The sequence below is a fragment of the Parasphingorhabdus sp. genome, assembly GCF_036963705.1.
Classification (GTDB): Bacteria; Pseudomonadota; Alphaproteobacteria; order Sphingomonadales; family Sphingomonadaceae; genus Parasphingorhabdus.
The window spans coordinates 1-15,438 of record NZ_JBALUT010000010.1 but is presented as its reverse complement, the minus strand read 5'-3'; the positions used below and the strand labels follow the sequence as shown (position 1 = coordinate 15,438).

8 protein-coding genes are annotated in these 15,438 nt (G+C 55.5%); 4 read left to right on the top strand and 4 right to left on the bottom strand.

Annotation, left to right across the window (positions count from 1 at the left end):
- The first annotated feature begins 99 nt into the window (after window positions 1-99).
- The 4 genes from V7680_RS03870 (at window position 100) to V7680_RS03855 (ending at window position 7,124) form a co-directional block, all read left to right on the top strand.
- Entirely contained in the window at window positions 100-3,351 is a 3,252-nt protein-coding gene (locus V7680_RS03870; protein WP_335651979.1) for an autotransporter domain-containing protein, read from the top strand.
- 172 nt (window positions 3,352-3,523) lie between these two features.
- On the top strand, window positions 3,524-4,798 hold the full coding sequence (locus V7680_RS03865; RefSeq protein ID WP_335651978.1) for a 3-methyl-2-oxobutanoate dehydrogenase (2-methylpropanoyl-transferring) subunit alpha: 1,275 nt from the start codon (window positions 3,524-3,526) through the stop codon (window positions 4,796-4,798).
- A complete protein-coding gene (locus V7680_RS03860) occupies window positions 4,786-5,808 on the top strand; it encodes an alpha-ketoacid dehydrogenase subunit beta (RefSeq protein ID WP_335651977.1) in 1,023 nt (340 codons plus the stop codon). The genes V7680_RS03865 and V7680_RS03860 overlap by 13 nt, the downstream gene beginning before the upstream one ends.
- The gene (locus tag V7680_RS03855; protein ID WP_335651976.1) at window positions 5,805-7,124 is read left to right on the top strand and encodes a dihydrolipoamide acetyltransferase family protein; all 1,320 of its coding nucleotides are present in this window, start codon (window positions 5,805-5,807) and stop codon (window positions 7,122-7,124) included. The genes V7680_RS03860 and V7680_RS03855 overlap by 4 nt, the downstream gene beginning before the upstream one ends.
- Before the next feature lie 56 nt (window positions 7,125-7,180).
- Here the strand turns inward: V7680_RS03855 and V7680_RS03850 are convergent, their stop codons facing one another.
- The 4 genes from V7680_RS03850 to V7680_RS03835 all read right to left on the bottom strand — a co-directional run bounded on the left by V7680_RS03850 (window position 7,181) and on the right by V7680_RS03835 (window position 14,948).
- Window positions 7,181-12,217, bottom strand: coding sequence for a hypothetical protein (locus V7680_RS03850; RefSeq protein WP_335651975.1), 5,037 nt, complete (start codon window positions 12,215-12,217; stop codon window positions 7,181-7,183).
- 141 nt (window positions 12,218-12,358) lie between these two features.
- A complete protein-coding gene (locus V7680_RS03845; protein ID WP_335651974.1) occupies window positions 12,359-13,429 on the bottom strand; it encodes a hypothetical protein in 1,071 nt (356 codons plus the stop codon).
- Between the two features lie 64 nt (window positions 13,430-13,493).
- A complete protein-coding gene (locus V7680_RS03840) occupies window positions 13,494-13,958 on the bottom strand; it encodes a hypothetical protein (protein ID WP_335651973.1) in 465 nt (154 codons plus the stop codon).
- Between the two features lie 21 nt (window positions 13,959-13,979).
- On the bottom strand, window positions 13,980-14,948 hold the full coding sequence (locus tag V7680_RS03835; protein ID WP_335651972.1) for a hypothetical protein: 969 nt from the start codon (window positions 14,946-14,948) through the stop codon (window positions 13,980-13,982).
- Between the last annotated feature and the right edge of the window lie 490 nt (window positions 14,949-15,438).

Genomic DNA, 15,438 nt, shown 5'->3' with positions numbered 1-15,438 from the left:
TGATACCAATAAGGTGCCGCTGAGTCGCGCGCTTTGTTCTTGTAGTAATTAACTAGTAGTTAAGGAGTATTCCAACCAACTCTTTGGGGAGATCATAGAATGTCATTTCGTTCCATCAGCCGTTCACTATTAGTCACGGCGTCTTCAGCAGCCTGTATCTCGGGATTATCGGTAGCGGCCCACGCCCAAACCGGGCCCACCATGGTAGAAGATGCTCCTGCTATTGTTATTCGAGATGACCTGACTTTGAACGATCCGCCTCCGGTTGGTGTCTTTGACAATATTGTGGATGTCACCGGTGTGGGGCAGATGACCGTAAGGCCTGATCAGAGCACTACGTCTCTAGGGCTGTGCACCGGAACCCTGATCAATCCACGCACGGTTATTTTTGCGGCTCACTGCGTGAATGACCAAGCTGCCAACACATATGGTTTCGCGACAGGAGGAACGGCAATTGCCTTCGGATTCAGTGCGAACAATCTTCCCGCGGTACGTCGCTGGGTTGGGCTTGACGGTGGGATAGCAAACCAGACCGACGTGGATTTCAACATCTATAATGTCGAGCAAGTCTGGTATGACGAACGCTCTCTTCCAACCGGTTTTCTTGAAGCGGACGTTGCGTTGGCAACGCTTGATACCCATGCCGATGGAGTTCCGACCTGGACTATGTTGTTCTCGCCGTTAACGGCCGAAACACATGGTATTATAAACGGCTACGGCGCGAGGGGCCTAGGGCCTGATGGTTCAAATCTCGGCATTGATTTTCGGCGCCGCATTGCAGAGAATATGATCTCGTCCGCAAGTTCTCTCAATGATCGAAATAATTTTCTCTTCGGCCCGGACGACTACGGGTTGCCGCAGACATTGTATAATACAGACTTTGACAGTCCGGCTGGTCAGGATGCCTTTGATGAAACGAACGGCATGTTTGATTTCGATCTTTATGACGGTGCCGCATTGCCGCGGGAAGGCACTACTGCAGGGGGCGATTCCGGAAGCGCATTGGTTGCGGACGAGCTGTTCGACAGACCGGTGGTCACGGCGGTATTGTCTGGCGGTTCAAGGTTCTTTGGAAATAATCCGGCAGACCCGCTGACCTTCCAGCCATTTTCATCCTACGGAACTCAAAGCTTCTATCAGCCCCTTTATCTGTTCTGGGATGAGATCGTGGCAAATAACAGCTATGTTTATGCTTCGAGCCGCGCCGGCAAACGTGATTGGATGAATCCGCGCCACTGGGTGCAGGATATGGACCCCAATTACGGCATTAGTGTTGATGGTGAACTCGTCAACGCACTTCCAGGATTTGAAGCGCCTGGTATTACCGGAGATACACCGAAATTTGGCAATGTCTGTTTCCTGGATGACTGTCTCGACCTGTCGACTTTAAGCGTCGAATTTGATGAAGGAACGCCGAATAGTGTCCCTATCGAGGGTGGTCCCGGCAGCCGTTATTTCGTCCCGAACAACATCGTTGCTGATCCATCAGCTGGCATAAAAGCGCGATACTATGAAGTAACGCTCGCTGCGCACGGAACGACAAGATTGCGCGATGACGTTACGATTGATCGGCTTAACCTGGAAGGAGCCGCGCGGCTTGATATTCGCCGCCACGGCAATCTCAAAGTATGGGGTGACTATACCCAGACCGGCGGATGGCTCGACCTTCAGGGTAGTCTGACAACCGGCGAAGCTTTCATCGGTTCCGGACTTTTGACGGGTAACGGTTTCTTTGATCCGACATATCTGACGTCGGTCAACGGTTCTATAGCGCCCGGTGATAACTTCGGCGATACCGGAACATTGACAATCGCTGGTGATGTCATCCTGGCATCCGGTACATTGTCACTTTTTGATGTTAATCGTTATGGCAATGACCAGTTGGCTGTGGTTGGGGATGCCGACAATCTCGGTATTATTTCACTGGGTGGTACTGCTGCCGTGATCAATGCATTTGGCCGTCGCAGTGCCCGCTATGGCCAGACTTTTGAGATAATCACGGCTGAAGGCGGCGTCGAAAACACCTTCGACAATGTTGTAGGCAGGATCGGCGTTCTCTATCCGGAGCTGAGCTACGGATCGAATAATGTTATCGCGAGGATGCGGGCTATTCGTTTCTCCGATTTCTTCGGAAGCAGCGGTATTACCAACCCGTTCTCGCTGGCGTTCGGCAATGCGCTAGATAGTGCGCGCGGTCACTCCTATACCGATCTCGCCAATGTCTACGGTCTGATTGATGTCATGGAAGCACCTGAACTGAACGCGACCTTCCAGAGTCTGTCAGCCTCGCAAGCTGGTCGGACAACCACTCTGGACGAAAGGCAAAGCTCGACAATGCGGACTTTGGTTTCCGATCGCCTTTCATTGCTCGGTTCGGGACCGGGCGTTGCGGGTAAAATCCAGATTGTGGGTGCGCCCGAGGTCTTCGATGGGCGCAGCCAGTTGACTGGCAGCGCTGCGTCGCAGATCAGTTTTGCCAAAAACTATCAGTCTTCCAGTTGGAACGCTGTGACACTGCCGGAGAATATGAGCGGTTTCATGTCTGCTGGATTTGAGCAGTCATCGCTGGCATTCTCTGACAATAATAGCGGGGTAGAGCAAAATAGTTGGCATATCGCGATGGGGCTGGAATTCGGCCTGAACGAGCGCACGACATTCGGTACGGCCTTCGGTTATGCCAATGGTGTGCAAGAGGTCGGCGGCAGCGTTGCCAATGTAGAAACAAGTCAGGCATCGGTTTACGGTAATTATCGTCTTGGTGGCAATTTCTACATCGGCGGTCAGGCTTCCATGTCTTATTCACAGATGGACTCCAATAGCCGGATCGCGGCTGGGCTTTCATCCAGCAACCTGAATACCAATTCGATGGCGTTTGCGAGTGAGATCGAAGCTGGCTATAATATCGATGTTGATGGTCTGATGCTGACACCGCGGGCCAGCATCGGTTACTCCTCCTATAATGTTGACGGTTTCCGTGACAGCGCCGGTAGTTTGGCGCTGGCGGTGGATGAGATCAGCCGCTCGGGTATGGAAGCCAAGGTTGGATTGAAATTATCTGGCAGCACCAAATTGAGTTTCGCATCGGGATGGTCGTTCCAGCCATCAATGAAGCTCGACTATGTGAACCGGATCATCGGGAATGACACGAACTTCCGGGTTCGCTTCCTGGATGCTGAAAATGTATCACTGCTATTGCCCATCGGTCTGCAGGACGCGTCTTATGGAGAAATAAAAGGCGGGTTCAGTTTTGCGAAGGGTGATTTGAGCTTTGGTGCTGCGGTTGAAAGCCGGATTGGGCAACAAATCTATCGTGATGATCGAGCGATGATGAATATGGCCCTGCGCTTCTAGATATCGACATCTTCCGACAGAATAAGAAACGGGGGGGCATTGTTTCGCTCCCCCTTTTTTTATGTATCGGCATAGGACAGAGACATTGACCTTTATGAGCAGATGAAATAATATAACAACCGAGTGAAATAAATATTGCACTGCAACGTTGCGTTGCAGCAGGAGAGTTTGGATGGCTGACGAAAAACCCAAAAGCAATTTGCCACGCCTGACTCTGCACATACCAGAGCCCAATTTCCGTCCGGGTGACACGGTTGACTATAGCAATCTCGACATTCCCCCGGCAGGCGCCCAGGCGCGTCCGGACATAAATACCGCGCCCAAAGAAATGCGCGATATGGTGGATGATATGATCCGCGTGCTCGATGACGATCATGTCGCGGTCGGCCCCTGGGATCCAAAGCTGGACGACGAAATTTTGCTCAAGATGCTCCGGACAATGGTGCAGGTGCGCACATTCGATGACCGGTTGCACCGGCAGCAACGCCAAGGAAAAACCAGCTTCTACATGAAATGCACTGGCGAGGAGGCGACATCGGTTGCCGCCGCCATGGCATTGCACGCGGATGACATGTGCTTCCCCAGCTATCGCCAGCAAGGCATATTGTTCGTTCGCGGCTATCCGCTGACCGAGATGGTCAATCAGATTTTCTCGAACAAGGCGGACAAGCTCAAGGGGCGCCAGCTGCCGATCATGTATAGTTCGCGGGAACTGAACTTCTTCACTGTATCGGGGAATCTGACCACCCAATATCCGCAAGCCGTGGGTTGGGCGATGGCCAGCGCCAGCAAAGGCGACAGCCGGATTGCTGCTGTGTGGTGCGGCGAGGGGTCTACTGCCGAGGGAGATTTCCACGCGGCGATGACCTTTGCCGCAGTCTATAACGCGCCGGTGATCATGAATGTTGTCAACAACCAGTGGGCCATATCCTCCTTCTCCGGTTTCGCTGGTGCAGAGCGTGCTACTTTCGCTGCTCGCGGAGCTGGCTATGGCATCGCTGCTCTACGGGTCGACGGCAATGATCCACTGGCTGTCTATGCCGCAACCAGTTGGGCAGCGGAACGGGCGCGAACCAACCAGGGGCCGACACTGATAGAACATTTCACCTATCGTTCCGAGGCGCACAGTACTTCGGATGATCCTACCGCCTACCGGAGCGCGCAGGAACGGGAAGAATGGCCGCTGGGTGACCCGATCATGCGGCTCAAGCGGCATTTGATCCATCGCGGTATCTGGAGCGTCGAGCAACAGGAAGCGCTGGACGCAGAATGTCTCGAAGCGGTCAAGGAAGCGGTCAAGGAAGCAGCCAAGAACGGCATTTTGGGTCACGGCCTGCACCAGCCTTTTGAAACCATGTTTCAGGATGTGTTTGAAGAAATGCCCTGGCATCTCAAGGAACAGGCAGCGCAAGCCAATAAGGAACGGGAAATCAAATGGCCGTCATGAACATGATAGAGGCCATCAACAGCGGCCTCGCGACAATGATGGAACGCGACGACAATGTCGTGATCATGGGCGAAGATGTTGGCTATTTCGGCGGGGTATTCCGCGCGACTGCCGGTCTTCAGGAAAAGTTCGGCAAGACCCGCTGTTTCGATACGCCGATTTCCGAATGCGGGATCATCGGTGCAGCGGTGGGCATGTGCGCTTATGGCTTGCGGCCGGTGCCGGAAATCCAGTTTGCCGATTATATTTATCCGGGCATGGATCAGCTGATTTCAGAGGCTGCCCGGCTGCGCTACCGTTCTGCTGGCGAATATACCGCGCCGATGACCGTCCGGTCACCGGTCGGTGGCGGTATCTTTGGTGGGCAGACGCACAGCCAGTCTCCAGAAGCAATGTTCACCCATGTTTCGGGTTTGAAAACGGTCATCCCGTCAACGCCTTATGATGCCAAGGGCCTGCTGATTGCCTCGATCGAGGATAATGATCCAGTGCTCTTTCTCGAGCCCAAGCGGATCTACAATGGTCCGTTTACCGGCTATTATGACAATCCGGTCTCGCCCTGGTCCAAATTTGCCGAGTCAGAAGTACCGGAGGGCCATTACACGGTGCCGCTGGGCAAGGCGAAAATCGTGCGCGAAGGCGACGCGGTCACGGTTCTTGCTTATGGCACGATGGTCCATGTCGCCAAGGCGGTGGTCGAGGAACATGGTATCAGCGCCGAGGTCATCGATCTACGCACCCTGGTACCGCTCGACATCGAAACGATCGAGGAGTCGGTCAAAAAAACCGGTCGCTGCCTGATCGTGCACGAAGCAACGCGGACCAGCGGATTTGGTGCGGAGCTGTCGGCTCTGGTACAGGAACGCTGTTTCTATCATCTTGAGGCACCGATTGAACGGGTCACGGGATTTGATACGCCTTATCCGCATAGTCTGGAATGGGCCTATTTCCCAGGACCGGTGCGGATCGGTGAAGCGCTGGAAAAAATTGTCGGGGACTTGAAATCATGAGCAAATATATATTCAACCTTCCTGACATTGGCGAGGGTATCGCCGAAGCGGAAATCGTCAAATGGCATGTCAAAATCGGTGACGTTGTTACCGAAGATGACCAGATTGCCGACGTCATGACCGACAAGGCGACTGTCGAAATGGAAGCGCCGGTTTCGGGCAAGGTCATTGGCCTTGCCGGTGAAGAAGGCGACATTATCGCTATCGGTTCGATGCTGGTCGAGATCGAAGTCGAGGGTGATATTGACGCCGATAAAATGGAAGAGTTGGAAGCATCTGGTACGGTTGCCGATGCGCCTGCTTCCACCGAGGATGATGGCTTGCCGTCACGGCAAGTTATTGAAAACAAACCTGATAGTTCAGAATATTCCGCAAATGCAACTCTTGATAAAGAGTCCGAAGACTCGTCGGTAAAGACGCCAGAAACTGACGTCAATCAGACGCCGGACAACCAGCCGAAACCACTCGCGACGCCCGCCGTTCGCAAGCGCGCGGCTGATCTCGGTGTCGACCTCGGTCAGGTCAAAGCGCAGGGCGATCATATCCGTCACAGTGATCTTGATGCCTTTTTGAACTATGGATCCGGGCAGGGATATCGTCCGTCCGGCGCATCGCAAAAACGTAACGACGAGACAATAAAAGTCATCGGAATGCGCCGCAAAATTGCGCAGAACATGGCAGAATCGAAACGGAATATTCCGCATTTCTCCTATGTCGACGAAATCGACATGACCGAGATCGAGGACATGCGCGAAGACCTCAACGCCAATCGCGGCGAGCGGGCGAAGCTCACAATATTGCCGCTGATGATCTCCGCGATCTGCAAATCGCTGCGCGAATTTCCGATGCTCAATGCAACCTATGACGACGAAGCCGGCTTTGTGACACGCCATGGCGCGGTTCATCTGGGCATGGCAACGCAGACTTCGCAAGGTCTGATGGTGCCGGTTTTGCGTGATGCGCAGGATATGAATATCTGGCAACTGGCGTCGGAAATCACCCGCTTGGCAGCGGCCGCGCGCGATGGTAGCGCGACGGCGAAGGAATTATCCGGATCGACGCTGACATTGACCTCGCTCGGACCATTGGGCGGGATCGCCACGACGCCAGTCATCAACCGACCCGAAGTGGCGATTATCGGACCGAACAAGATTGTCGAACGGCCAATGATCATCGACGGCGAAATCCATGCGCGCAAACTGATGAACCTGTCGATCTCGTGCGATCACCGGGTGGTCGACGGCTATGATGCTGCCAGCTATGTGCAGGCGCTCAAGCATTTTCTGGAAACGCCGGTGTTGCTGTTCGCTGACTGAAGAGCTCTATATCCTTCTCCCTCACGGGAGAAGATATTTGAATGCGGCCCAGACCTCTAGAGCCCCAGGCTTCCCAAAGTTTCCTGATCGAATTTCAGGCGGAAGGTGATGAACGGACCGTCTCGGGTGTAGCGGCTTTCTTCAAAGTCGCGATCTGCAAAGCCGACGACATTATAGCCAACCGAGATATAGCCATTCTTGAACGGGGTGATGCCGACGCTCGGTCCGCCCGAATAGGCGATGCTGTCAAAGTCATTGCCGATCCGCGCGGTGGCCTGTCCGCCGACGTCGATCGTGTCGGAAAGGTCGAACTTGATGTCGGCGCCGACAACATTGCTCCAGCCTTCGACATCATCTGGTCCGAACCGGTCGAAAACGTAGCGGCTGCCCCAGAAGAAACCATATTCTCCGACTTCGGTGAAAGTGCCATCGTCGGCATCAATCGGTGTATAGTTCACGCTCAAGCTATTGATAATCCGACGTGAAGTGACGTTCCCATCGACTAGCAACGGCGCGCCGCCGATCGGACCGGATGCGCCGGCGACGGCGTTGCGGACGCGATCTTCGCGGAATTCCAGCTTCTCGAGCCACGACCATTGGCTGTCCGCCGGGCGATGGGCCCAACTGGCTTCGGCCTCGACCACCCGCGTACTAATTCCGGTCTGATCCTTGGCGACAAAGACACTGGCCAGCGCACCCACGGCGCTGCCTTCGCCGATCTGTTTGAGCAGCGCGGTGGTAACGCCGTAACGTTCGGTGACGTCTCCGTCGCGATATTCGGCGCGCCCGTTCCAGCTCCAGTCATCACTGCGGAAGGTAAAGCCGGCGGTCACCGCCAGGAAGTCTTCGGTCAGCGTTGTGTCATTGCCGAGAAAACCGCCTGATGCGACAGGCTGCTGTTCATTGATCACGTCACCGCGATCAAATCCGCTGATGGTTTCATTGCCGTCGAGCGAGAAATCGATCGTCCATTTTTCATCCAGCGGAATGCTCTGGGTCAAGCCATAAGCGGCAAAGGTACGTGGGCCAAATTCGGTAATTTCCTGCTGGTTCATGCTGCTGACGATGCGTCCGCCATCCCACGGGGTAACGTCGACGCCAATCCGTGCGGTCCGGGCATCGATATTCTCGCCATCGGCTATCTCGTACGTTCCGATGACCTTGATATCCTTGGTAACCGCATAGCGAGCCGAGAAGCTGTGTCGGGCCGGGAAGTCGACGCTTTCATCCTGGCCACCCATAGCAAATTCGGTTTGGGCATCCAGTTCCAGCTTGCCGTCAAAGAGCCGATGGGTTGCGCCCAGCCGGACGAGTTTGGATTCGTTCACCGTACCGTCGGACAGCCGGTCATTGGCATAGACGATACCCGCGCGGAACGACGTGTCCTTGGCGCGATATTCGAGTTCTGCGGTACCTGCGCGGCGACGAGCGCCCGACATCAGGAAGTCTTCCTGATAGCTGGTGACTGCCAGGGACAAATTCTTGCGAACCCTTACCCGTGCGTCGATACCGAACTTGCGGGTACCGGTTTCGGCTGCATTGAGCTGTCCCAGACCATAGCCGGTCGCCTGACGACGGACATAAGCGAGAATGTCGAATTTCGAACCGTGATGTTCCGCTTCCACCAGCCAGGCGGTTGCTGCACGTCCGGTGCCGGTTGTGGCGACGGTTTTTGCTTCATTGTCGGTTACCGCAAGTTCCGCACGGATTTCGGTTTTGAGATCCGGCCGATAGCGGACGTCGACGCCAAGCAGGTCGGTCTTGACGCTTTCATTCTCGTCATGAACCGCAGTCGCGCCGATTTTCAGCTTTTCGTCGGTGGTCTGATAGGTAGCACGGCCACCAACGTTGATGTTGCGATCACCAACGCCGAGAACTTCATATTCGGCAATGATGAATTGCGGGTCGAGACCGCTGCCACGGCTGAGAATCGGTTCGCGGAACCGCAAAGTGCCCGCAAGATAATCGATATCATAATCGATATGACGGGTCAGCTCGCGCCGTTCGACAATCCGGTCCGAACGGAAGCGGTCGCGCGTTTCCAGCGTGATGCGTTCGCTATTGGCCAATATGTCGCGGGTGGCGAGGGCATAAGGGCCGGACAGGCCGTTGCCCTGGATTTCTTCGCGGCGGAACCGGTTGGGCGAATCTGCACCAAAGGCGTTGAGATGCACTTGATCGCTTTTATATTCCGCCTTGATGCCATTGAAGGCGCGCTGATATCGTGCCAGTTCTGGCTCGTTGATGCCGGTTTCATAATCGCCGAAAAGCGCATAAAATTGCGGTCTTTCCAGTTTGATATAGAGGCGGCGCACCGAAGCGGCGTCATAGCGCTGCTCGCTGCGGTCTGCGTAAACCGTATAATAGCGGCGCGGATCGATAACACCCTGGAAGCGGGTTTCGTCTTCTTCCTTGTCGCTGTCATAAGCGAGGGTCATCAGCCATTTGCCGGTCACACGGCCCTTGGCGTAAAGCGCGATACGACCGTCAACATTGATATTGTCATCATCTTCGACCAGGTCTTCAAGCCGTTCATCGAGCGTGTTGAAGCCAAACGTACCGGCGGCAAAGCCGACGACGGTCCATGGCCGGTCGCCAGGATCAAGCCAGGTTTCGACGCGCTGCGAACGTTCTACTTCGCCATCGCGGAAGGGAAAGGTGATGCTCAGCGAGCCGGAAGCCGTTGTCGGCGCCAATTCGATATAGGCGATTCCTTCTTCGCCCTCGACCCGCCATACCGGCGCGCCGCGTTCGAGACCGGCGAGCTGATTGGCTTGCTGGGCATCGATTTCGATAGCCGGAGCATAAGGGGCAGGGACGCTAAAGTCGCCTACCATGCCGTTGCGGGCGGGCTTGCCGGTACGGTCGGTTAGCCTCACTGCAATCACCGGACGGGTCACGCCGTCGGCAATCAGGATCGACCGTTCCTTGAGCAATTCCGCGTGGAGCGGGCTGCCGGCATAATGGACTTTGCGTTCAAGCTGCTGAACCAGTTTGCCGTTGCGGTCGACAACCCGTGCGACGAAGACATTGGTCCGGTCGCCGATTTCGATGCCACGCCACGTGCTGACCTGTACTGTGCCGTTCGCGCTCTTTTTCGTTCCGTCAAAGGCGAGGGGGTTAACCGCTTTGCCATTGATCGACAGTTCGACGCTCTGCCCGGTGTAATGCTTGATCGCTACGCGCAGCGCTTTGACGCGCGGGTTATGGTCTTCTTCGGGGAAGAGCCATGCGATGCCGGGTCCCTGGTTCGATACCCAGTCACGACCTGCTCCGGCAGCCTCCGGGTCCGACATGACTTCTGGTTTCTGGTAGATATGGTGCTCCCGCATTTCTCTCGGGGCAACCTTTATGGCGCGGAAATCCGCGCGTTTCAGCGCGCCGCCGCGGCCTTCGACAAAGCGGGAGATATTGCTGCCGGCAGCCCGTGTATTCTGTGCACAGTCGACCGGTGCGAGATCGGCAGGGAAGGTCGACGGGTCGATCTGAACCACGTGCAGGCCAGGGCGCCGGCCTTCGAAATGATAGCGACCGTCACGGTCGGTGACCGCGTAGGTACCGTCTTGCAGCATCACGCGAACACCGGCAATCCCGGAGGCTTCCCGGGGGTCGACATTGCAGCCGCCGTCGGTAATTCGCCCGATAATCGTGAATCTTTCGGAAATTCCGTCGCGTTCGATGGTCACCAGGGCGTCGATGGTCGCACTGGATGCGCCGCGATCATCGCGGGCCGAAGCGAGGTTGAGCGCGTCTCCCGGCTGCGCATCCTGACGCACTTCCGCGATATAGGTCAGCAGACCTCTACCGCCAGCGAGCAGGGGCGGCACTTCAACGCTGAAATTCTGGCCATTGGGCTCGATAACGGGTGTGATCAGATCGCCATTATAGCGGACGGTGCCGGTTTTCAGGCGCATCGCACCCGGTAGCTGATCAGAAATCGTAATTTGGCCGGTGTTTCGGACCGGATCGGTGTTTTGCACCGTGATCCGATATTGAATTGCGTCTCCCGGAGCGGCTAGCGCAACCGAAGCCGCCTTGGTCAGCACCAGAGGTGTCCCGGGCCGGTCCAGCGGGACGTCTACGCGCACGGGGGCCGGGTTATCCAGGACGATAATGCCGCCGTAAGATCCGTCGACAATGGTGAAGGGAAGCCCGTCTGTCCGGCGGAAATTAGCCAGATTTTGGGGCGTGGCCGCTGACGGGTAGCTATAAGGCTGCGGCGGCTCGATGAGCAGGCGATAACGGCCCTGTCTGGCGAACGGGAAACGATAAAAGCCGTCGGTGAAGTCATAGACGTTCCCACCGCTATCGGTCACGGTTCCGCCCGCGATCACCGTGCTTGGATAGATTGAAACGCCGTCATCACCGAAAACGTCCGCTGGCAGGCCGGTCACATCGTCGATCAAGGTCACGCGAGTGCCTGAAACAGGGGTGCCGTCGCCGCTGTCGAAGATTTCGCCGAAAGGATCCACGAGGATTCCGACATTCGCTGTACCTATCGGGTTTCCGCTGATTTCGTAGATAGTGATGTCGACCGTGTCGCCGCGTTTGACCGACAATATACAATCACCCTGCACCGGTGCAGGCGGCACGGCCGCAGTATTGATCATACCGACAAATCGTCCACTATCGGGTGCGGTTTCGACAATATTCAACTGTTCCCGGTCGCCGCTGGGCGTCGTCAGGACTATATCGAAATTGTCGATCGCCAGCGGATTAAGGTTCCTGCCGGGCGCGAGAAGTGACATGATCAGCGGTTCGCCAGCCCTGATACTGTCGGTCGGTACAACCGGAGCCGGATTGGGCGTGTTGGAGAACACACCACCGAGTTCGACCATGACATTACCGCCTGAACCACGGCACGTGGTGCCCATGATCGGAAGCTGTTCGGCTCCTGGCGGGTCGGAAAGGTGAAAAATCGTGATCTTGGGCGGTATATTGGGCGGTGGAACGACCTGAATATCGATGCGATTGGACGGTTTCCGGAGCCTTTGACCACCGATATCCCATTCTGCCTGAGCGATATTGGTGATCAGCGGAAGATTTTGCGCTTGCGGCTGTTGCTCGGCAAACTCTTGTTGCGCGAGTGCCATAGAGGCAGGCGCGGTTAACGCGCTTGCAGCAAGTGCTAGGCCGATTGGCCTAAAAAAGTTTGGAAGCAAACCCACAAATAATGCCGAAAGACAGCGGCAAACCGGCAAATATTGCCAGTCTGCCGCCATATTTCAAAGCCTCTAGTCTACCGTTACGCGGAAGATCAGGGTTTCTGTCGCGCCCGAGGCTACTGTACCAAGATTGCCGGAAACGGCACCGCCGGATTCCGTGCCGGTGCCTGCGCCATCAGCGTTGCAGACGGCTCCCGTGACTGTACCTTCGGTTACGACGCCAATGAGACCCGGAATAGTGGCTGGTCCTGTGACAAGCGTGTCGTAGTAGGTCAGATTAGCCGGGATCGTATCCGATATCGCGACACTTGTTGCTGCAGCACCGCCAGAAGCGTTGGCCACTGCGATACAATATTCAACAACAGCACCGGGAATCGCTTTCGGATTCGAGCTTCCGTTGATCGGATCCCACAGCACGGTGCTGATTTTGGTCACCGTGATGTCAGCGGCAGCAACTTCGTAGCGATCTGTATCACTGTGATAACCGTCGCCTGCGACGTCGCCGGTTGCCGTACCAGCGCCGTCTGCAAAGACGTTCTGGACAACCGCGGCATCGTCCGCATCACCCGAGTTATTAACGAAGGCTACGCCGGTTGCCGCATCGGCAGCCTGGCCGATCAGAACAAGGTCTGCAACATTGCCGGTTACAACCGTTCCCGGGATATTGGCGACTGCGTGCACCACAACTGTGTCATCTTCCGCCAAATTGTTGACCGATGTGATGATAGAGTCGCCGGCATCGAAAATCCCGTCGCCATCATCGAGATAATAAGTGACAGTGCCGGTGACGTTGAAATCGTCTCCACCGAGCTGCTCAGACGTCAACAACACGTCAATCGTGTCATTGGTCTGGTTGCTGACCGTGTAGGTCACTGCTTGTTGCGTTGAACCCGGGGCAACGGAAGTGTTCACCCCATCGCTTTTGGTTACGACAAGGTTGACTACCCTATCGACGACAAATGTATCGCTGTCGGTTTCTGCGGTCTGAGCAGTCCCCCCCACATTGAACGCAACGCTAACGTTGTTGGTAATGCTCGTGCCGGCATCAGTACCCAGATCCGCAGCAAACGCCGGGTTTACACCCAGCGCCGCCATCGAGAGGGCACTTGTAGCAACGAGAAGTTTCAGTTTACTGGTCATAACTGTCTCCTGTTTTACTCTTTTTGGATCGCCTAACCCCGCGGCAATCCGGTACGGTTTTTGGTCACTTCACAGTGCCACGAAAAACCAATTTCCCCTCCGATCCTGCGGACAGGGAGCGATTGAATTTCCATTTTACATGAGTCACATCGGTCATGAGTGCTGGGCGAACTTCGCCATTCGCGCTCGGGTAGGTGAGGACCGAAAGTGGCCCCCAGGTTTTGCCTCCGTCAACGGAGACAATTTCGGTGCCATCAGACGTTCCATTGAACGCCACCGCTTTTGGAAGCGGATTGGTGACAGAGAAATCGGATGCCGGCGCACTGCCGACATTCTTATATTTGACGACAAACACGAGATTGTCGCCGGGAATGACGGTTTTTGGCTGTTCTAGAACCACAGCGGTGGTGCCGTTAGGCTTTGCCACTTTGCGTTCGATAAACACATCGCTCGACAGGCTGACATTGTTGGCTGCCATGGCGGTGCCCGGCAACATCAGTGCTATTGCGACAAAAAATCTTTTGAACATGGTCTGGTCCCCCGATTATTATCAGTCGATGGTTACTTGGAATGTGATGGTGCGCGTCTGCCCGCCCGGAACCGTGCCCAGAGAGACGGCGATCGAACTGCCGTCGAATGAGCCGGCGTCGGCGTCGCCAGCATTGTCGGTCTGCGCTGCGCCCTCCAGGGTGATGCTCCCGGCATTATAGGTAGTGTCGTCCGGAATATCGTCGGAGATTGCCAGGTTGGTCAGATCACCGGTGCCGGCAACGGTTGCGACCAGCTGATAGGAAATGACCGAGCCCGGGACGGCGGTCGTTCCGCCGAACGGATCGGTAATGGTTGCGCTTTTTACCAAAGTGACTTCTGCGGACTGAATCACGAAGAACCCGCTATCTTCATCGCTTGCACCGGTTGAACCGACAACCGCGTCGCCGCCGCCGTCGCCTTGTCCCGCGAATATGTCGCCGGGCGTCCCGCTACCGGTGTTGGCCACGGCAGAAAGCTCGATTTCGGCGCGATCAGCGTCATTGGCGGAGGCCGGAATAGTGGAAAGGATGAAGACCGTGACGCTTTCATCGGGCGCGAGCACCGGATCATTGGTGCCTGGCGTATAGATAGTGTCGACGCCCGGATCGTAAACTCCGTTGGCATTGGTATCGAGAATGATCTGCTCGAATGCCGTATCAAATTCGTCGCCGGGCTTCGCCGTATCCGCGGACAGGGTAAAAGCCTCCGACCCATTGCCGGTATTGGTGACCTGATAGGTTGTAGCCTGGGCAGTCGATCCGGGTGAGGTCGCAACATCGCCCGGGTCGGTGGAAACGACCGTGACATCTAGCAGCTCGTCGACCTTGATCGTGACGATGTTCGAATCAATTATGACCGGAGGGTCGCCTGGCGGTCCGTCATAGGTCGCCTGTGCAACGTTGATGATATCGGTTCCGGCAATCGTGCCCGCTGCATGAGCAGATGTTGACGCCAGAAAAAGGGCGGCAGCACCAACTGCAATCGACAAACGTCGGCTGATGGAAAGCGCCGCATGTGGGTGCTCACGATATTCGCAAATCTGTTTTTTTGGACAATTCATGCGGCCTATATGACGAAGAAAGGAAAATATTTCGTAAACAGCCACTAAATGACGTCATGCGGTTCTTACCGTCGAAAACAGCGCAAATCAGCCAAAAATTTTGGTTAATTAAGAAGTCGTTTCATTGTGATTAACGCCTTGTTAAGTGTAACAAATTGTAAAGATCGATGTTTGTCCACGGCCCGAGAGTGGTTTGGGATTTGCTGAATCTGCTTCTGGCGTCATGATCGGAGTGCGTCAAATGGCATGGCAAATCGCGCCATGAAGATAATTATCTGGAATATTCGAAAGAGTGTTGTTGACAGGGATGCAGCGCTCTTATACTTGCGCTGCTCCACCGCCTATAGAGGCACATAAGCGGGTGTAGCTCAGTTGGTTAGAGCGCCGGCCTGTCACGCCGGAGGTCGCGAGTTCAAGT